Below are 18,120 nucleotides of genomic sequence, written 5' to 3' on the forward strand. Positions count from 1 at the left end.
CCGGGCGCGGGCGGGCCCTCAACCGGTTTTCGGCTCCAGCTTGTAGTGCAGGCGCATCGCGGTGGCGCCCCACATCCGCAGCACGTGGTCGGTGCGCAGCACCCCGTGGTCGTCGACGTGGACGTGGAAGCTCTCGTGGACCGGCGCACGGGAGGCGTGGGTCCGGCCGCCGTCGGCGACGACCACGTAGGCGCCGTCGGCACCGAACCCGCCCGGCGGCGACTCGAGGCGGAGGGAGCCGTCGGGCTGGACCTCCGGGCGCAGGAAGACCTGGACGTTGCCGGACTCGAGCGGGAAGGCGACGTGCACCGAGGGCCGGTCGGCGCCGGGCAGGGCACGCGTGGAGTAGCAGCCGCTGAAGACGAACTCCCCCGTGGCGCGCAGCGTGCGCAGCCAGCCGGCCGCGACCTGGCCGCCGGCGCCGTCGCGGATGACAGCGACGCGGGAGTCCATGCCGTGGGCGACGTCGAGCGGGCGCGTCGGGAGCGCGAGCTGCTCGACCCGCTTGCCGAAGAGGCGCGAGACGAGCTCGCCCGCCGGCCACGCCCACGGCGCCCACGCGCTCCACACCTCGACGTGCCAGTCCGAGGTGTGCTCGTAGAAGGCGCGCACCTGCGGCAGCAGGTCGGCGGCCCGGAAGCCGGGTCCGTCGAGCTCGGCCATCGAGGCCAGCAGCCCGGCACCGGGGGTCGCCTCGTCGACGTACCCGCCGTGCCGCTCGGCCTCGGCCGCCAGCCAGCGGTCCCGGACGACCGGTCCGGCGCTGCTCGGGGCCCGCAGCCAGGCGTGCTCGCCGGCCAGGTCGACCGGTCGGCCGGCGGCCCGCCAGAACTTCCGGGTGCCGAGGTCGGCGAGCGGGCCGAGCATCAGCCGCCCAGCCGGGCGAGCTCCTCGTCGACCACCGAGGCGTCGAGCTTGGTGAAGACCGGCGTCGGCTTGGCGACCGGCCGGCCCACCTCGACCGGCTGCCGGCCCCAGGCGGGCACGGCGGTGTAGTCGCCGGTGATCACGGGGTAGGACCGCGACGGGTCGTCGAGGTCGGTGACCTCCTCGATCCGCGGCATCGGCGCGACCGCGCCGGCCCCGCCGAACGCCTTGTCGACCTCGTTGGCCGAGAACGGCAGGAACGGGCTGAGCACCACGTTGAGGTCGGCCACGCACTGCGCCATGACGTGCAGGACCGTGCCGAGGCGCTCGCGGTCCTCCTTGATCTTCCACGGCTCGGTGTCGGAGACGTACTTGTTCACCTCGGCGACCGCCCGCATCGCCTCGCCGATGGCCTGCTTCTGGCGGTGGCGGCCGATGAGGTCGCCGACGACGCCGAAGGCGGCCTCGGTCGCGTCGAGGACGGCCTGATCCTCGGCGGTGAGCTCGCCGGCCGGCGGGATCTCGCCGAAGTTCCTGGCGATCAGGTTGGCGGTGCGGTTGACCAGGTTGCCCCAGCCGGCGACCAGCTCGTCGTTGGTACGACGGACGAACTCGGCCCACGTGAAGTCGGAGTCCTGGTTCTCCGGGCCGGCGGCGGCGACGAAGTAGCGGAAGGCGTCGGGCTGGTAGCGGGCCAGCAGGTCGCGCACGTAGATGACGACCTTCTTCGACGAGGAGAACTTCCTGCCCTCCATCGTCAGGAACTCGCTGGACACGACCTCGGTCGGCAGGTTGAGCACGCCGTACTCCCGCGGCTCGCCGCCCTTCGACCCGCGGCCGGCGTAGGCCAGCAGCTCGGCGGGCCAGATCTGGGAGTGGAAGGTGATGTTGTCCTTGCCCATGAAGTAGTACGACAGGGCCTCCGGGTCGTTCCACCACTCGCGCCACGCGTCGGGGTTGCCGCTGCGGCGGGCCCACTCGATCGACGCCGAGAGGTAGCCGATGACGGCGTCGAACCAGACGTAGAGCTTCTTGGTGGGGTTCTCGCGCCAGCCGTCGAGGGGGACGGCGATGCCCCAGTCGATGTCGCGGGTCATCGCCCGCGGGCGGATCTCCTCGAGGATGTTCTTCGAGAAGCGGATGACGTTGGGCCGCCACAGCCCGGTCGCCTCGCGGCCGTCGAGCCACTCGGTGAGCGCCTCGGCGAGCGCCGGCAGGTCGAGGAAGAAGTGCTGGGTCTCGATGAACTCCGGCGTCTCGCCGTTGATCTTCGAGCGCGGGTCGACGAGGTCGTGCGGGTCCAGCTGGTTGCCGCAGTTGTCGCACTGGTCACCGCGCGCGCCGTCGTACCCGCAGATCGGGCAGGTGCCCTCGATGTAGCGGTCGGGCAGGGTGCGCCCGGTCGACGGGGAGATGGCGCCGTAGGTCGTCTGCTCGACGAAGTAGCCGTTCTCGTAGACGCCCAGGAACAGCTCCTGCACGACCGCGTGGTGGTTGCGCGTGGTGGTGCGGGTGTAGAGGTCGTAGCTGACGCCGAGCCCGACGAGGTCCTCGATGATGAGCCGGTGGTTCTTGTCGGCGAGCTCCTGCGGGGTCATCCCCGCCTCGTCGGCCGCGATCAGGATCGGCGTGCCGTGCTCGTCGGAGCCGGAGACCATGAGGACGTCGTTGCCCGCCATCCGCTGGTACCGGCTGAACACGTCGGAGGGCACGCCGAAACCGGCCACGTGGCCGATGTGGCGCGGCCCGTTCGCGTAGGGCCAGGCGACAGCGGAGAGGACATGCGTCATGGTCGAATCCTATTGACCCGGCGCCGGGGCCGCGCACCCGGCGCGGGCGCGAGGAAAGCACAGCCCCGGAATGACGGGCCCGGAGGTTTCGAGGCTCGGCGCCGGGGCGCCTCGCACCTCAACCACCGGAGCGACGCTCGGACCGCGGGGCGAGGCCTGCCGCCAGGCGGAGGCAGGTCCTCCCCGAGCCAACCGCGGGCGCGGCAGCGCGGCGCCCGCGGCGCCAGCCGCGTCGACGGATGCCCGCGGGCCGAGCGCAGCGAGCGCCCGTGCGGCTTCCGTCGACAGGCGACGCGCTCGCGCCGTCAGGAAAAGTCGAGGTCGCCGGTCCGGGTGCGCTTGAGCTCGAAGAAGTAGGGGTACGCAGCGACCGCGACGGTGCCGTCCCACAGCTGGCCGGCCTCCTCGCCGCGCGGGATCTTCGTCAGGACCGGGCCGAAGAAGGCGGTGCCGTTGACGTGGATCGTGGGCGTGCCGACGTCGTCGCCGACGGCGTCCATGCCCTCGTGGTGGGAGCGGGCGACGGCCTCGTCCCAGGAGGGGTCGTCGGCGGCATCGACCAGGTCGGCGTCGAGGCCGGTCTCGGCGAGCACCTCGGCGATGAGGGCACGCCCGGCGTCGGGCTCCTCGTGCAGCCGGCGGCCCTCGAGGTGGATCCGCTGGCCGAAGGCGTCGTACATCGGGCGGAGCACCTTGTCGCCGTACCGCTCCTGCGCGGCGAGCAGCACCCGGACCGGGCCCCAGGCCGGGGCGAGCAGCTCGCGGTACTCGTCCGGGAGGTCGCGGCCCTTGTTGAGGTACGCCAGCGACATTACGTGCCAGTGCACCTCGATGTCACGGACCTGCTCGACCTCGAGGATCCACCGGGACGTGATCCAGGCGAACGGGCAGAGCGGGTCGAACCAGATGTCGGCGCGGTCGGGCGTGGCAGTCGTCATGCCAGCCCAACCCCGGAACTGGTCTGGACATTCCGTCCCGGCGGGCCGTCCCGCCGGGACGGCGTCACCTGACGACCTTGACCGTGGTCTTGGCGTAGGTCGCCGGGACGACGGTGCTGCCGAGGTAGCGGACCGTGACCGGGCGCACGCCGAGCGGGCGCTTCACCTGCACCACGGCCTCCCCGTCGACGAGGGTGATGTTGCGGGACCACTGCCCGATCCTGATCTGGACCCGGCCGGTGACGGGCGTGACGCCGGTGGCGACGACGCGGGCGCGGACGATCGCCTTGCCCTTGCGCGACGCGGTGGTGACCCGCAGCGTCGGCGGGCTCTTGACGATGCCCGGCGTGGTCGAGACCTCGCTGCGCGCCGCGTAGTTCTTGCGGCCGATGTTGACCTGGACCGAGACCGACTTCCCGGCGTCCTTGCCGACGAGGCGGTAGGTCTCCCCGACCGCGCCCTTGATCGGGATGCCGTCTCGCAGCCACTGGTAGGTCGGGACCGCGTCGGCGGGCTCGAAGGTGCCGGGGCGGACGGTCAGGGTCTCCCCCACCTTGCGCTTGCCGAGGACGGCGAACGGGCGGGTGAGCTCGATCGCGCCGATGACGACCTTGCCGGCGACCACCTGGGGCGCACTGGCGGCGGTGTAGCCACCGAGGCGGGCGACGGCGACGACGCTGATCTCCTTGCCCAGCAGGTCCCGGGTGAGCGGGAGTGCCTGCTCGGCGGCGTCGGGGAGGCGCTTGCCGTCGGCGAACCAGCGCCACGCCATGTTCTTGGGCGCCGGGCTCCACGTTCCGGGGTTCGCCTGCAGCACCTCGTCGACGAAGGGCGTGCCCTCGACCGTCGGGGTCTCGACGAGGTTGATGGTGCCCGGGACGACGGCTGCCGTCGGCGCGGACTCCTGGACGGCGGAGGTGTAGCCGGACTTGTGCGCCTCGACCCGGAAGACGATCTTCTTGCCACGGTCGGCCGGCTTCGGCACGTAGGTCTTGGTGGTGACGCCGGTGGCCTCGCCCCCGACGAACCACTCACGGGAGTAGCTGCCCGGCGGGGTGGTCCAGTTGCCGTTGGTCGCGGTGAGCTTGCTGCCCACGGCGGCGGTGCCGGAGACCACCGGCGCCTTCTTGCCCTTGAGGCTCTTGTCGGTGAAGTGGATGAACCCGCTCGGCCAGCGGCCGCTGGACTTGGTGATGCGGCGCCAGTGGAAGGTGCCGCCCCAGCTGTCCTCGGAGATGATGATCTCGGTGGAGGAGACCACCTTCTCGACGTACGCGACGTGACCGGCGGACCCGCTGCCGTTCTGGTAGCGGCCCCACCACGCGATGGCGCCCACGTTGGGCACCTGGTCGGTGATGCTCTTCATCTGCAGGCCCCACTCGCTGGCGTTGCCGCCGCCGGTCCAGGGCCGGGTGGCCGGGCCGCCGTTCTTGATGACGCGGTACGCCGCGTAGTTGGTGCAGTTGTGGCCGGAGTACATCCGCCAGTACATCTTCCCGCTCACCGCGCCGTAGCCCGCGTCGGAGTAGCCGGCGGACTTGCACGCGGCATAACCACTGCAGAGGTAGGTGGTCGCTGCCGATTGCTGGAGCGGGACCACCGCCCTGGGGAGTGCGTCGACGACGACGAGTGTCGCGAACAAGGCGCTGGCGGCGACAGAGATGCCCCAGCGCATGACCATTCCCCGGCTGCGCATGCGGAACACCTTCCGACACAACTGCCACAGAACGCAACAAAAACCCCGAAAAACACACTGATCACCGGCGTGTCGCGTTGACTTCGAAAGTTACATCGTTGTGATTCGCCGCCCTTCGGGTCGGCTGCCTGGCTGGCGCCCGAGCGGAGCGACAACGGGCCAGCCGGCAGCTCGCTGCCCGTTGTCAGACAATGCGGGGCCGGGTGCGAGGATGTCAGGCATGCCCGGCACCAACCTCACCCGCGACGAGGCGGCCACCCGCGCCGCGCTCGTCGACGTGACCTCGTACGTCATCGACCTCGACCTCAGCGACGCGACCCGCGCCGGCGTCGAGACCTTCGGCTCCACCACGACGCTGACCTTCACCTGCCGCCAGCCCGGCGCCACGACCTTCGCCGACCTGGTGGACGCCACGGTCCGCGAGGTCACGCTCAACGGCGTGGCGCTCGACCCGGCCGAGGTGTACGCCGACAGCCGCATCGCGCTGTCGGACCTGCAGGCCGAGAACGTGCTCGTCGTGAAGGCCGACTGCATCTACTCGCACACCGGCGAGGGCCTGCACCACTTCGTGGACCCGGCCGACGGCAAGGTCTACCTCTACTCGCAGTTCGAGGTCCCCGACGCCCGCCGCGTGTTCACGACCTTCGAGCAGCCCGACCTCAAGGCGCCGTTCACCTTCAACGTGACCGCCCCCGCGCACTGGAAGGTCGTCTCCAACGCGACCACCCCGCAGCCGTCCCCGCTCGGCACCACCAACGGCCAGGGCGACGAGCTCGCCGTGTGGAACTTCCCGGCGACCAAGCCGATGTCGACCTACATCACCGCGATCGTCGCCGGTGACTACTACGAGGTGCAGGACACCTACGAGGGCAAGCACGGCACCATCCCGCTGGGCCACTACTGCCGCCAGTCGCTCAAGGAGTACCTCGAGCGCGACCGCGACGAGATCGTCACGCTCACCAGGCAGGGCTTCGAGTTCTTCGAGGACGCCTTCGGCTACCCCTACCCGTTCGTGAAGTACGACCAGCTCTACGTGCCGGAGTACAACATGGGCGCGATGGAGAACGCCGGCTGCGTGACCCTGCGCGACGAGTACCTCCCCCGCTCCCGGCAGCCGCGCTCGTTCTACGAGTTCCGCGCCTCGGTGATCCTGCACGAGATGGCCCACATGTGGTTCGGCGACCTCGTCACCATGAAGTGGTGGGACGACCTGTGGCTCAACGAGTCGTTCGCCGAGTGGGCCTGCTACCACGCCGAGGCCAACGCGACGTCGTACACGGACGCGTGGACGGGCTTCACCAACGCCCGCAAGCAGACCGGCTACCGCGCGGACTCGCTGCCCTCGACGCACCCGATCGCGGCTGACAACGTCGACCTGCACGCGGTCGAGGTCAACTTCGACATGATCACCTACGCCAAGGGCGCGGCGGTGCTCAAGCAGCTGGTCGCGTGGGTCGGGCTCGAGCCCTTCCTCGCCGGGCTGCGGCAGTACTTCACGGACCACGAGTTCTCGAACACCGAGTTCACCGACCTGCTCACCGCGCTGGAGAAGGCGTCGGGCCGCGAGCTGAGCGGCTGGGCGCAGGAGTGGCTGCAGACGGCGGGCACCAACACCCTCTCCCCCGCCTTCGAGCTCACCGAGCAGGGCACCTACGGCTCGTTCTCGGTGCTGCAGACGGCGCCGGCGGACCACCCGACGCTGCGCCGCCACCGGCTCGGCATCGGCTTCTACGACACCGTCGAGGGCCGCCTCGTCCGCACCGACTACGTCGAGGTCGACGTCGAGGGCGAGCGCACCGAGCTGCCCGAGCTGGTCGGCAAGGCCCAGCCGGAGCTCCTGCTGCTCAACGACGAGGACCTGGCCTTCGCCAAGATCCGCCTCGACGAGCGCTCCCGCGCCACCGCGGTCGCGCGCCTGTCCGACCTCGACGACTCGCTGGCTCGCGCGCTGGTCTGGAGCGCCGCGTGGGACATGACCCGCGACGCCGAGCTCTCCGCCACCGAGTACGTCGAGCTGGTGCTCGGCAACATCGGCAGCGAGACCGACGCCTGGGGCGTCAGCCGGATCCCGGTGTACGCCGCGCAGGCGGTCGCCCTCTACAGCGACCCCGCCACCCGCGACGAGCTCGCGCTGCGCTGGGAGAAGGGCCTGCGCGCCCTCCTCGCCTCGGCCGAGCCCGGCACCGACCACCAGCTCACCTTCGCGCGCGCCTGGGCCTCGGCTGCCCGCAGCGACGACGCGATCGCCGAGCTCGAGGCACTCCTCGACGGCTCGCTGGTCCTCGACGGCCTCGCCGTCGACCAGGACCTGCGCTGGGGCCTGCTGACCGCGCTCGCCCGGGTCGGCCGCGCCGACGACGCGCGCATCGACGCCGAGCTCGCCTCCGACAACACCATCTCGGGCCAGGAGAAGTCGGCGGCCGCCCGCGCAGCGATGCCCACCGCGGAGGCCAAGGAGCGGGCGTGGCGCCAGGCCGTGCTCGACCCGGCCACGCCGAACGAGACCCAGCGCAGCGTGGTCCTCGCCTTCTGGCAGACCGGCCAGGAGGAGGTGCTCGCGCCCTACGTCGCCAGCTACCTCGCCGAGGTCGCCGGCGCCTGGGACCGCCTCGGCGCCCACAAGGCCTCGGTCGCGCTGGAGTTCATCTTCCCGCGCCTGGTCGCCACCCGGGAGACGCTCGACGCCGTCGACGGCTGGCTGGCCGAGCACGCCGACACGGTCAACCCCGGCGCCGTCCGCTACGTCCGTGAGGGCCGCGCCGACGTCGCCCGCGCCCTCGCCGCGCAGGCCGCCGACGCCGCCCACCACCGCGGCTGATCCCGGCCCCTCCACGGAACGACGTCGACAGGACCCGTCGACACGACGGCCCGGCACCGCCACGGTGCCGGGCCGTCGTCGTACCCACCGGTCGCGGAGGCGATACATCGCCGACAGTCAGCGACTCGCTCGGCGGGATAGTCCCGGGTGAAAAGCACCGCGACACGCCGTCCCAGGGTGCTCTTGACCCGGGACTACCCCAGCCGGAGACGGACGGGAACCGTCCGAGGGGTGGGCGGGGCAGGGGGCAGCGACGGGATAGTCCCTGACGAAAAGCACCGGGACACGCCGTACGACGGTGCTTTTCGTCAGGGACTATCGCCCCGGGCGACGAGGCGCCGAGGTCAGTCCCTGGCGAGCTCGCCGAGGAGCTGGATGCCGCGGTCGAGGCCGCCGGCGAGGTCGCCGGCGGCGAAGCGCTCGGTCATGGCGGCGACGGCCTGGCGGGACTCCTCGTCGGTGAGGCGCTCGCGGACGTGGCCGCCCGTGACGATCTCGACGAGGCGGCGGGCGGGGTCGACCATCACCAGCACGCTGCGCGCGGGCAGCACCAGGGTGTTGTGGAGGCTGGTCGCGAACTCGCGGGGGTCACCCGCCACGTCGCCGATGTAGACGGAGATCTCGGCGCGGCAGGCCTGCTCCGCGGCTCGGATCGTGACGTCGAGCTTCGCCTGCTCGGCTGCGGAGAGGGCCTTGGCGGGCATGGCGACTACCAGCTGCCGCCGGCGCCGCCGGCCTTGGAGTCGGCCGAGTCCGGGGCGGCCAGCTCGCCCGGCGCCTTGCGCGGGCCGCCGAGCCACTGCGCCTCGGGCTCCAGCGCGCTGGGCCGCAGGTCCTCGCCCTTGGCCAGCGCCGGGGCGACGTAGAGGAGCGTGATGACCACGAAGACCAGCAGCGGGATGCCGCCGAGCACCAGGAACGCCTGGAGCAGGTCCACGTCCGGCTTCGCCTCCCAGCTGCCCGGACGGGGCTCAGGAGTGTCGGCGGTGGCCGCGCTCGCACCGGCCACGACGAGCGAAGCGCTCACCCCGAGGAGGGAGCACAGGGCGAGGAGGCGTCGAACAACAGTGCTGGTCACGGGAGGAGGATATCGACACCTGCTCCTGACGGGGCAGGTGGTGGCCCTCATCCGTCCCGCCCAGCCGTTTGCGAGACTGTCGGGATGCTTGCCTCCCTCCTCACCGTCGCGGCAGAGACCGACCCCTGCGCCGAGGGCGAGCAGGTCTGCGAGCTGGTCTGGGACCTCACCGACAACCGGCGCCTCGCCCAGTGGTCCGACGTCCTGATCGGCAAGCCGCTGGCGATCCTGGCGATCATCCTGCTCGGCATCGTGCTGCGCTGGGTCCTGCACCGCCTCGTCGACCGGATCGCCCGCCGCGCCGAGCGCGGCGTGCTCCCGGAGCGGGTCGAGTCCGCCGTCACCGCCCGCCGCAAGCAGCGCGCCGCCACCATGGCCGGGCTGCTCAAGAGCATCATCACCTTCATCCTCACCGCGGTCATCGGCACGATGGCGCTCAGCGAGCTCGGCGTCGACATCGCACCGATCATCGCCAGCGCCGGCATCCTGGGCCTCGCCCTCGGTTTCGGCGCCCAGTCGCTGGTCAAGGACTTCCTGGCCGGCATCTTCGTCTTCATCGAGGACCAGTACGGCGTGGGCGACGTCGTCGACGTGGGCGAGGCCAGCGGCACCGTCGAGGCGGTCACCCTGCGGATGACCCGGCTGCGCGACGTCAACGGCACGGTCTGGTACGTGCCCAACGGCGAGATCATGCGCGTGGGCAACATGAGCCAGAACTGGTCGCGCGCGGTCGTCGACGTCGGCGTCGGGTACGGCGAGGACCTGACCCGTGTGCAGGAGGTGCTGCGCGAGGTCGCCCACAGCCTGCGCGAGGACGAGGACTTCGCCAAGGTGATCATCGAGGAGCCCGAGGTCACCGGCGTGGAGATGCTCGCGGCCGACTCGGTCACCCTCCGGGTGATGGTGAAGACCGCCCCGCTCGAGCAGTGGGCCGTCGCCCGCGCCCTGCGCCAGCGGATCAAGTCGCGCTTCGACCACGAGGGCATCGAGATCCCGTTCGCGCAGCGCGTGGTGTGGCACCGCGAGGACCGGCGCGCGCAGGAGGCCGAGGCCCGCGGTCGCGAGGTCGACACCGACACCCCTGCCGCGCGGCCCGCGACCAGCAGCGAGGGATGATGGGCGACGTGGAGCAGGAGCAGACCTTCTACGAGGAGATCGGCGGGTTCGAGACCTTCCGCCGCATCGTCGCCCGCTTCTACGAGGGCGTGGCCCAGGACGAGGTGCTGCGTCCCATGTACCCGGAGGAGGACCTCGGCCCCGCCGAGGAGCGCTTCCTGCACTTCCTGGTGCAGTACTGGGGCGGCCCCACGACGTACTCGCAGCACCGCGGCCACCCCCGGCTGCGGATGCGGCACGCCCCCTTCGCCGTCGACAGCGAGGCGCGCGACCGCTGGCTGCACCACTTCCGCGCCGGCCTGGACAGCGTCGAGCTGACACCGGAGCAGGACGCGCGGTTCTGGGAGTACGTCACCCACGCCGCGAACTTCATGGTCAACACCCCCGGCTGACCCTCGCCCCGCTCAGGCGGGATGACCGGGCGGAAATTCTTTTCGGCGGGGATGTAACGCACGGCGGACCGCGCGACAGGTATCTCATGAGGGCACGCCCTCCCGTCGCGGCCGGACCGGCCCGGCGGCACAGCTCGAGAGAGATGCCATGACCCGTCCGGACTGGATCGAGACGCTGCGCGCCGAGGTGCGTCCAGCCGATCCGGATCCGGTGCTGCTCGCGCAGCTGGCGCAGTTGAGTGCGAGCTCGACCGCTCCTGCTGCGCGACCGGGTCGGTCGGCTGGTGCACGGGCCGCGATTGTGCTGGGGGGTGCGATCGCGGTCGGTGCGACCTCGTGGGCAGCGGGTGCCCTGCCCGGGACGGAGTCTCCGTTCCGCCCCGAGGAGCGCGTCACGCACCAGCCGGCCGACCCACAACCCGACGAGGCGCGCACGCCGTCCCCGACCGAGCCCGCCCCGCCCACCGGCGGCGCCGAGCCGGCGGACCCCGCGGACCCGACCGTGCCGCAGGGCACCGGGTCCGGGCGTGCGACGCCCGACCCGGACCGTGGGCGCCCCTCCGGTCGCCCCGGTCCCCCGTCGTCCGTGCCCTCTCCGGGCGACCCACCCGGTCGCGGCGAGCTGCCCGAGCTCCCGACCCTGCCCCAGCTTCCCGACGTCCCGGCCGTGCCCTCACTGCCGGGACTTCCGGGTCTCCCCGTCCCGGACGTGCCGCCGCTCGGCGGCCGGCCGGGTGACCGCACTGCTCCCAGCCCCGACAGCGACAGCGGCGCCCGCCGCTCCCCCCGGCCGCAGGAAGCGCTGGTGGACCGGGCCCGGTGACGACGGACGACGACGTCGTCGCCGCGGCCAAGCGGGGCGATCCTGATGCGTGGCGTGAGCTCTACCGGGCGCACGCCTCCCGGCTCGTCGTCTGGCTGCGCGGGCGCCCCTGCGGCGACGAGGGTCCCGAGGACATCGCCTCCGGCGCCTGGCTGGTCGCCGCCGAGAAGGTCGCCGGCTTCCACGGCACCTCCGACGAGTTCGCCGGCTGGCTGTTCGGCATCGCCCGCAACCTCTCCGCCAACGCCCACCGGCACGCAGCTCGCCGGGAGCGGATCGCGCTCGACGACACCGCCGGGCAGCCGGTGCCGGGCCCCGAGTCTGGCTCCACCGACGTCGGCTGGGCACGCCAGCTGCTGGCGACCCTGCCCGAGCGCGAACGTGACGTGGTCACCTGCCGCGAGGTGCTCGACATGGACGTCGCGACGACCGCGACCGCGCTGGGGATCAGCGCCGTCGCCGTACGCGTGGCGCACCACCGGGCACTCAAGCGGCTGCGCCAGCAGGTGAGCCGCGAGAAAGTTTCCGAGTCGATGTAACACCCGGCGCCGCTGGCTACATGTACCCCGTGAAGGCCAGTCCCCTTCTGGGGGTGGGACTGTCCGGGCACCACCCGCATCACCCCGTACGACGCAGCACCACGCAGCACCACGCAGCACCACGAAGCAGAGACGAGACATGAGCAACCACCGGACCCAACGGCTCCGCGTCGCAGCGCCGACGCTCGAGCCCGGTCCGGTGTTCCTCGGCGTCCTGGCCGAGCTCGGAGCGAGCTCGCAGCCGGTCGCCCCACGGACGGCTCGGTCGGCTGGACTCCGCATGATCGTCGCGACGGCCTCCGTGGCCGTGATCGCGGCGGCGACCTGGGCAGCTGAAATCCCACACGGCGGCGACATCCCACTGTCCCCCGCCGACAGCCCCGCCCAGCAGGAGCCCTCCGGACCGCCGAGTCACGGAAACGTCGGAACCCCACAACCCGACGTGTCCACCACGCCCGGCAGCCCCCTGTCCCCGGGGCTGCCGGGCACGACTTCCGACACCGACGGCACCGGCCGCGGCGTCGATCGCGCAGCCGAGCAGGCGCGCAAGTCCGGTGACCTGCCGGGTGCCCGCAAGGGGGCCGACAAGGGCCGGAAGACCGGCTGGGAGAAGCACGGCAACGGTGGTCCCCCGGGCCTGACCGGTACGCCGGGCCACGGGCCGGGCAAGGGCCCCCGCGCCGGCGACCGGGGCCGCGACGCCGGTCCACGTGGCACGACGGGCCACCGCGACCGCGACGCCGGTCCGCGTGGCAAGAAGAAGGGCCCGCAGCACCGCAACCCCCGCGGCCACGGCGCCGGAAACGGTCACGGCAGGTAAGGACACCCCCGCGAATCGCTGCTGGATACTGGACCGGCAGTGGACAATGGACGCAGGTCCGGACGTCACGTCAGGACGTGACGGACAGGCAGGGGTGGAACACGGCAGTGCGCGCCGACGACGACTGCGTCGCCGCAGCGAAGCGCGGTGACGCGCTGGCCTGGCGCGACCTCTACCGCGCCCACGCCGGCCGTCTGCTCCTCTGGCTCGAGGCCCGCTCCGTCGCGGGGACCGAGTCGGCCGAGGACCTCGCCGCCGCCACCTGGATGGTCGCCGCGGAGCGGATCGCCGACTTCCACGGGGACACCGCCGACTTCGGCGGCTGGCTCTTCGGCATCGCCCGCAACCACGGCGCGAACGCGTGGCGACGCTCCGGCACCCGTTCCCGCGGGCTGGAGCTGATCGGCGCCGGCACCGAGGAGGCCGTCGCGGGGCCGGAGGGCAGCCTCATCGCCGACGAGTGGGTGCGCCAGGCCCTCGCCGCCCTGCCGCCGCGCGAGCGCGACGTCATCGCCTGCCTCGAGGTGCTCGACCTCGACGTGGCGACGACCGCGACCGCCCTGGGCATGTCGGCGGTCTCGGTCCGGGTCGCCCGCCACCGCGGGCTGCGCCGGCTGCGATCGGTGCTCGGCGAGCCCGAGCCCGCCGCGCCGGTCGATGCCGGTGACGCGACATAGAACACGTTCTACTCTGGTCCCATGACCCTGATCGTGTCCGACGAGGACCGAGTGCGCACGCTGGTGCTGAACCGGCCGGACGCCCTCAACGCCTTCAACGAGGCCCTGTACGACGCCACGGCGGACGCGCTGCTCGAGGCAGCCGAGGACCCCTCGGTCGCGGTGGTGCTCCTGACCGGCGCCGGCCGGGCGTTCAGCGCCGGGACCGACCTGCTCGAGATGCACCAGATGGCCACCGACCCGGCGTTCGAGCGCGGCAAGCACGGCTTCATCGGGCTCGTCGACGCCCTGGTCGACTTCCCGAAGCCGCTCGTGGTCGCCGTCAACGGCATCGGCCTCGGCATCGGCGCAACGATCCTCGGCTACGCCGACCTCGCCTTCATGGCGGACGACGCCCGCCTGAAGTGCCCGTTCACGTCCCTCGGGGTCGCGCCCGAGGCCGCGTCGTCGTACCTCTTCCCGGCGCTGGTCGGCCGCCAGGACGCGGCGTGGATGCTGCTCTCGGCCGAGTGGGTCTCCGCCGAGGAGGCTCGGGAGATGGGCCTGGTCCGACGGGTCTGCCCGCCGGAGGAGCTGATGGCCGTCGCCCGCGAGCACGCGACGCTGCTGGCCCGACGGCCGATCTCGTCGCTGGTCGCGGTGAAGCGCACGATGACCGAGCCGCACCGGGAGGCGGTCCGCGCCGCCCGGGACCGCGAGAACGCCGCCTTCGCCGAGCTCATGGGCGGTCCGGCGAACCTCGAGGCCCTCACCGCCTTCGCGGAGGGCCGGGAGCCGGACTTCACCGGGCTGCCGGCCGGCTGGTGAGCCTCAGCCGTCGGCCAGCGGACCGCCGAGCGCGGCGAGGACGGCCTCGCGGTAGCCCGGCGGCGGGGTGATCGAGCGCTGGGTCTCCAGGTCGAAGAACACCAGCACGACCCGCGCCCGCGAGTGCACCACACGCCCGGCCTCGCCGTCGGAGGTGATCTCGGCGTCGACCGTCATCGACTTCGTGCCGAACTCGGTCACCGTCGACCAGCAGTCGTAGGGCGTGCTGCGCAGGACCATCGGCGTGACGTACTCGAGGTTCGTCTGCGCCACCACGACCATCAGCCGCGGGAACTCCTCGAGCGCGCCCTTGAGGCGTCGCATCATCGCGATGCGCGCCTCCTGGAAGTACTCCACGTACTTCACGTTGTTCACGTGCCGGTAGATGTCGACGTCCGAGAAGCGCACCTGCAGCGGGAAGTGCGTCGCGTGGTCGTGCGGCACCTCGACGCGCACCGGGCCGGCCGGCGCGCGGTCGGGGTCGACCTCGGCGTACGGCGCCAGCGCCTCGCGCTCCTGGGGCGTGAGCCGTCGCGGCTTGGCCTCGGCCTGGAGGAACGGGGCGAGCACGGTCCGCGCCCGGAGGTAGACCGTGCGGTTGCCGGCCTCGTCCTCGTCGAAGATCTCGTGGTCGAGGGTGAAGCTCGCCGCGCGGAGCTCGCTGACCCACGACTCGATCGAGACCGTCTCCTTGCGGAACATCAGCGGCGCCCGGAAGGTCACCTCGTGGCGGACCACGACGTAGGCGTCCCCGTGCCGCTCGACCCCGGCCGCCTTGAGGCAGCTGCGCAGCAGCGCCGAGCGCGCCTCCTGCAGGTAGTCGAGGTACTTCACGTTGTTCACGTGGCCCAGCAGGTCCAGGTCAGCCCAGCGGAGGGGGCATTCGTAGCGGTGCCGCACGCCCCGCATGCTTCCACGCGCGCGTCGGTGCCGCGGACGGCGACCACCCAGCGTCACCGCGTAGTGTGGCGTCCGCCACGACTGCAACCTGTTCTACCTGGCCCGCACTAGTCTGTGCGGGTTCGACTCTCACCGCTCACCGAGGAGTGCCCATGCCCGAGGCCGTCATCGTTTCCGCCGCCCGTACGCCGATCGGGCGGGCGAACAAGGGCTCGCTCAAGGAGTTCCGCCCCGACGACCTCACCGCGTTCATCGCGAAGGCCGCGCTCGACAAGGTCCCCGCGCTCGACCCCAACGACGTCGACGACTTCTACCTCGGCTGCGGCCTGCCCGGCGGCGAGGCCGGCAACAACATGGCTCGCATCGTCACCACGCTCATGGGCTACGAGATCCCCGGCGCCACGGTCACCCGCTACTGCTCCTCGTCGGTGCAGACCACCCGGATGGCCTTCCACGCGATCAAGGCCGGCGAGGGCGACGTCTTCATCTCCGCTGGCGTCGAGACCGTCTCGCGCTTCCAGTTCGGCACCTCGGACCACATCCCGAACACCAAGAACCCGCTCTTCGCCGACGCCCAGGCGCGCACCGAGGAGTACGCCAAGGGCGGCCAGGACTGGCACGACCCGCGCGAGGACGGCCTGCTCCCCGACATCTACATCGCCATGGGCCAGACCGCCGAGAACGTCGCCCGCATGCGCGGCCTCGAGCGCGAGGACCTCGATCAGTTCGGCGTCCGCTCGCAGAACCTGGCCGAGAAGGCCATCGCCGACGGCTTCTGGGAGCGGGAGATCACCCCCGTCACCCTCGCCGACGGCACCGTCGTGACGAAGGACGACGGCCCGCGCGCCGGGGTCACCTACGAGGCCCTCTCCCAGCTCCAGCCGGTCTTCCGCCCCGACGGCGTGGTCACCGCCGGCAACTGCTGCCCGCTCAACGACGGTGCCGCCGCCGTCGTGATCATGTCCGACACCAAGGCCGCCGAGCTGGGCCTGACCCCGCTCGCCCGGATCGTGTCGACCGGCGTCTCCGGCCTCTCCCCCGAGATCATGGGCCTCGGCCCGGTCGAGGCGACCCGCAACGCCCTCAAGCACGCCGGCATGACCATCGACGACATCGACCTGGTCGAGATCAACGAGGCCTTCGCCGCGCAGGTGCTGCCCTCCGCCGAGGACCTCGGCATCCCGATGGAGAAGCTCAACGTCAACGGCGGTTCGATCGCCGTGGGCCACCCCTTCGGCATGACCGGCGCCCGCCTGCAGAACACGATGCTCAACTCGCTCGACTGGCACGACAAGAGCACCGGCCTGATCACCATGTGCGTCGGCGGCGGTCAGGGCATGGCGCTCATCCTCGAGCGCCTGTCCTGACGCTCGACGAGCCTGCTTGTCGGCGGCGGGTCGTACCTTCGGTGCATGAGCATCGAGGTGCGGCCCGCCGCCGATTTCGATGACGTCCGGACCCTGGTCGGGCCGAAGCGGCCGGACGCCAACGTCTGCTGGTGCCTCAGCTACCGCATCCCGTCGAGGCTGAACAACGAGCTGCGCGGCCCGGCGCGGGGTGAGTACGTCGCGAGGCTGCTCGAGGAGGGCTCGCTCGGCGTCCTCGCCTACGACGGTGACGAGCCGGTCGGCTGGGCGGCGCTCGCGCCGCGCTCGGCGACCTCCTTCGCGCGCAACCGGAAGATCCCCCACGTCGACGACCTGCCCGTGTGGTCGCTGTGGTGCATCCGGGTCCGCCCCGGCCACCGCGGCCGTGGGATCTCCCACACCCTCATCGCCGGCGCCGTCGAGCACGCCCGCACCCAGGGCGCACCCGCCGTGGAGGCCTACCCGCTGGACAACAACGGCGCGAAGGTCGACCTGACGATGGCCTACGCCGGGCTCCGGGCGAACTTCGAGGCGGCCGGCTTCCGCTACGTCACCGACACCACGTCGGTGCTGGCCGGGCACCCGCGGGTGCTCATGCGCCACGACCTCTGACGGCCCGGCCTCACCGGATTCGGGGGCGGCCTCGTCCTAGACTGAGGCGGTGACTGACGAGCATCCCGCCGCCGTGGCCACCCGCCACGAGCCACGGTGGCTCGACCAGGACCAGCAGCGGGCGTGGCGCTCGTTCCTGCTGGGCACCACCCTCCTCCTCGACCGGATCGACGAGGACCTCCGCCGCGACCACGGCCTGTCCGCGGTCGAGTACGAGATCCTCGTCCGGCTCTCCGAGGCCGACGGCCAGCTGCGCATGGCCCGCCTCGCGGCGTCGCTGGCGCACAGCCGGAGCCGGGTCACCCACACCGTGAAGCGGATGGAGGCAGCCGGCCTGGTCCGCCGCGCCGGCTCCCCCGACGACGGCCGCGGCGTCGTCTGCCTGCTCACCGACGACGGGTACGACGTCCTGCGCGCCGCCGCCCCGAGCCACGTCGAGACCGTCCGCCAGTCCCTCGTCGACCTCGTCCCCCACGAGGACCTGATGGCCCTCGGCCGGGTGATGGACGCCGTCTGCGACCAGCTCATCGACGCCCACCCGGAGCGCGAGCTGCGCTGACCCGTGCCCGCGCGCGTGGCGCGGCCTGGCTGCTGGGTGGGTCTGGCGGTGGGCGGGTCTGGCGGTGGGCGGGTCTGGCTGGTGGGTGGGTCGTGGGCCCGCCGGGCGCCTGCGGCGCCTCCCGCCGGCCCCCTCGCGAAGGCTCCGAGCGGGGACCCCACCGCCGGCGTCACCACTCCCCNGCGCAAGCCGGAATCACACACAGACGCCGACGGCACCCCGATTCGCCTCCACGAGGGACCGTCGTCCGGCACCCCAGACACCCGACGGCCTGACCGGGTCTCGTGGGGTGTCGGTGCTGGGGTCGGTCTCGTAGGGGCC

General features: G+C 72.2%; 17 protein-coding genes. 10 read left to right on the plus strand and 7 right to left on the minus strand.

Features of this window, described 5'->3' with window-relative positions:
- Positions 1-18: 18 nt before the first annotated feature.
- From NOCJ54_RS0122975 to NOCJ54_RS0122990, 4 genes are all read right to left on the minus strand, one after another.
- Complete coding sequence (locus tag NOCJ54_RS0122975) at positions 19-867, minus strand: hypothetical protein (RefSeq protein ID WP_036519517.1); 849 nt, start codon at positions 865-867, stop codon at positions 19-21.
- Positions 867-2,657: a methionine--tRNA ligase gene (metG, locus tag NOCJ54_RS0122980; protein ID WP_028657348.1), complete on the minus strand. Its 1,791-nt coding sequence runs from the start codon at positions 2,655-2,657 to the stop codon at positions 867-869. Before metG ends, NOCJ54_RS0122975 begins: the two co-directional genes overlap by 1 nt.
- A gap of 305 nt (positions 2,658-2,962) precedes the next feature.
- The gene (locus NOCJ54_RS0122985; RefSeq protein WP_028657349.1) at positions 2,963-3,595 is read right to left on the minus strand and encodes a mycothiol-dependent nitroreductase Rv2466c family protein; all 633 of its coding nucleotides are present in this window, start codon (positions 3,593-3,595) and stop codon (positions 2,963-2,965) included.
- Positions 3,596-3,659: 64 nt separating this feature from the next.
- Positions 3,660-5,291 carry a CHAP domain-containing protein gene (locus tag NOCJ54_RS0122990; RefSeq protein WP_084255657.1) on the minus strand — a complete coding sequence of 544 codons (1,632 nt, stop codon included), beginning with the start codon at positions 5,289-5,291 and terminating at the stop codon, positions 3,660-3,662.
- 220 nt (positions 5,292-5,511) lie between these two features.
- Here NOCJ54_RS0122990 and pepN point away from each other — a divergent pair, with 220 nt between their 5' ends.
- On the plus strand, positions 5,512-8,109 hold the full coding sequence (pepN, locus tag NOCJ54_RS0122995) for an aminopeptidase N (protein ID WP_028657351.1): 2,598 nt from the start codon (positions 5,512-5,514) through the stop codon (positions 8,107-8,109).
- A 344-nt stretch (positions 8,110-8,453) separates the two neighbouring features.
- Here the strand turns inward: pepN and NOCJ54_RS0123000 are convergent, their stop codons facing one another.
- The gene (locus NOCJ54_RS0123000) at positions 8,454-8,813 is read right to left on the minus strand and encodes a DUF5130 family protein (RefSeq protein ID WP_028657352.1); all 360 of its coding nucleotides are present in this window, start codon (positions 8,811-8,813) and stop codon (positions 8,454-8,456) included.
- A gap of 5 nt (positions 8,814-8,818) precedes the next feature.
- A complete protein-coding gene (locus NOCJ54_RS0123005) occupies positions 8,819-9,187 on the minus strand; it encodes a hypothetical protein (RefSeq protein ID WP_145725625.1) in 369 nt (122 codons plus the stop codon).
- Positions 9,188-9,271: 84 nt separating this feature from the next.
- Between NOCJ54_RS0123005 and NOCJ54_RS27860 the strand changes: the two genes are divergently transcribed.
- From NOCJ54_RS27860 to NOCJ54_RS0123040, 6 genes are all read left to right on the plus strand, one after another.
- Positions 9,272-10,303: a mechanosensitive ion channel family protein gene (locus NOCJ54_RS27860; protein WP_084255659.1), complete on the plus strand. Its 1,032-nt coding sequence runs from the start codon at positions 9,272-9,274 to the stop codon at positions 10,301-10,303.
- Positions 10,304-10,311: 8 nt separating this feature from the next.
- Complete coding sequence (locus tag NOCJ54_RS0123015; protein ID WP_232221869.1) at positions 10,312-10,695, plus strand: globin; 384 nt, start codon at positions 10,312-10,314, stop codon at positions 10,693-10,695.
- An 819-nt stretch (positions 10,696-11,514) separates the two neighbouring features.
- Positions 11,515-12,057, plus strand: a complete 543-nt coding sequence (locus tag NOCJ54_RS0123025) for an RNA polymerase sigma factor (protein WP_028657356.1) — start codon at positions 11,515-11,517, stop codon at positions 12,055-12,057.
- Between the two features lie 442 nt (positions 12,058-12,499).
- A complete protein-coding gene (locus tag NOCJ54_RS30145) occupies positions 12,500-12,877 on the plus strand; it encodes a hypothetical protein (RefSeq protein WP_028657357.1) in 378 nt (125 codons plus the stop codon).
- 77 nt (positions 12,878-12,954) lie between these two features.
- A complete protein-coding gene (locus NOCJ54_RS29255) occupies positions 12,955-13,554 on the plus strand; it encodes an RNA polymerase sigma factor (RefSeq protein WP_186449886.1) in 600 nt (199 codons plus the stop codon).
- 21 nt (positions 13,555-13,575) lie between these two features.
- The gene (locus NOCJ54_RS0123040) at positions 13,576-14,361 is read left to right on the plus strand and encodes an enoyl-CoA hydratase/isomerase family protein (protein ID WP_028657359.1); all 786 of its coding nucleotides are present in this window, start codon (positions 13,576-13,578) and stop codon (positions 14,359-14,361) included.
- 3 nt (positions 14,362-14,364) lie between these two features.
- On the opposite strand, the gene NOCJ54_RS0123045 is transcribed toward NOCJ54_RS0123040, so the two are convergent.
- Entirely contained in the window at positions 14,365-15,261 is an 897-nt protein-coding gene (locus tag NOCJ54_RS0123045) for an acyl-CoA thioesterase (RefSeq protein ID WP_028657360.1), read from the minus strand.
- Between the two features lie 152 nt (positions 15,262-15,413).
- Between NOCJ54_RS0123045 and NOCJ54_RS0123050 the strand changes: the two genes are divergently transcribed.
- Genes NOCJ54_RS0123050 through NOCJ54_RS0123060 form a run of 3 tightly spaced genes read left to right on the plus strand, consistent with a single transcriptional unit; the run spans position 15,414 to position 17,799 of the window.
- A complete protein-coding gene (locus NOCJ54_RS0123050; RefSeq protein ID WP_028657361.1) occupies positions 15,414-16,628 on the plus strand; it encodes an acetyl-CoA C-acetyltransferase in 1,215 nt (404 codons plus the stop codon).
- Between the two features lie 45 nt (positions 16,629-16,673).
- Entirely contained in the window at positions 16,674-17,240 is a 567-nt protein-coding gene (locus tag NOCJ54_RS0123055; protein ID WP_028657362.1) for a GNAT family N-acetyltransferase, read from the plus strand.
- A gap of 49 nt (positions 17,241-17,289) precedes the next feature.
- A complete protein-coding gene (locus NOCJ54_RS0123060) occupies positions 17,290-17,799 on the plus strand; it encodes a MarR family winged helix-turn-helix transcriptional regulator (RefSeq protein ID WP_232221870.1) in 510 nt (169 codons plus the stop codon).
- Positions 17,800-18,120: the final 321 nt, after the last annotated feature.

It is taken from the genome of Nocardioides sp. J54 (assembly GCF_000519005.1).
Taxonomy (GTDB): Bacteria; Actinomycetota; Actinomycetes; order Propionibacteriales; family Nocardioidaceae; genus Nocardioides.

What these genes read in the sequence shown, in the direction of transcription:
- metG (WP_028657348.1), bottom strand. Translation starts at nt 2,657, where the DNA reads ATGACGCATGTCCTCTCCGCTGTCGCCTGGCCCTACGCGAACGGGCCG.
- NOCJ54_RS0123040 (WP_028657359.1), top strand. Translation starts at nt 13,576, where the DNA reads ATGACCCTGATCGTGTCCGACGAGGACCGAGTGCGCACGCTGGTGCTG.
- NOCJ54_RS0123055 (WP_028657362.1), top strand. Translation starts at nt 16,674, where the DNA reads ATGAGCATCGAGGTGCGGCCCGCCGCCGATTTCGATGACGTCCGGACC.
- NOCJ54_RS0122985 (WP_028657349.1), bottom strand. Translation starts at nt 3,595, where the DNA reads ATGACGACTGCCACGCCCGACCGCGCCGACATCTGGTTCGACCCGCTC.
- NOCJ54_RS0123000 (WP_028657352.1), bottom strand. Translation starts at nt 8,813, where the DNA reads ATGCCCGCCAAGGCCCTCTCCGCAGCCGAGCAGGCGAAGCTCGACGTC.
- NOCJ54_RS0122975 (WP_036519517.1), bottom strand. Translation starts at nt 867, where the DNA reads ATGCTCGGCCCGCTCGCCGACCTCGGCACCCGGAAGTTCTGGCGGGCC.
- NOCJ54_RS0122990 (WP_084255657.1), bottom strand. Translation starts at nt 5,291, where the DNA reads ATGCGCAGCCGGGGAATGGTCATGCGCTGGGGCATCTCTGTCGCCGCC.
- NOCJ54_RS0123050 (WP_028657361.1), top strand. Translation starts at nt 15,414, where the DNA reads ATGCCCGAGGCCGTCATCGTTTCCGCCGCCCGTACGCCGATCGGGCGG.
- pepN (WP_028657351.1), top strand. Translation starts at nt 5,512, where the DNA reads ATGCCCGGCACCAACCTCACCCGCGACGAGGCGGCCACCCGCGCCGCG.
- NOCJ54_RS27860 (WP_084255659.1), top strand. Translation starts at nt 9,272, where the DNA reads ATGCTTGCCTCCCTCCTCACCGTCGCGGCAGAGACCGACCCCTGCGCC.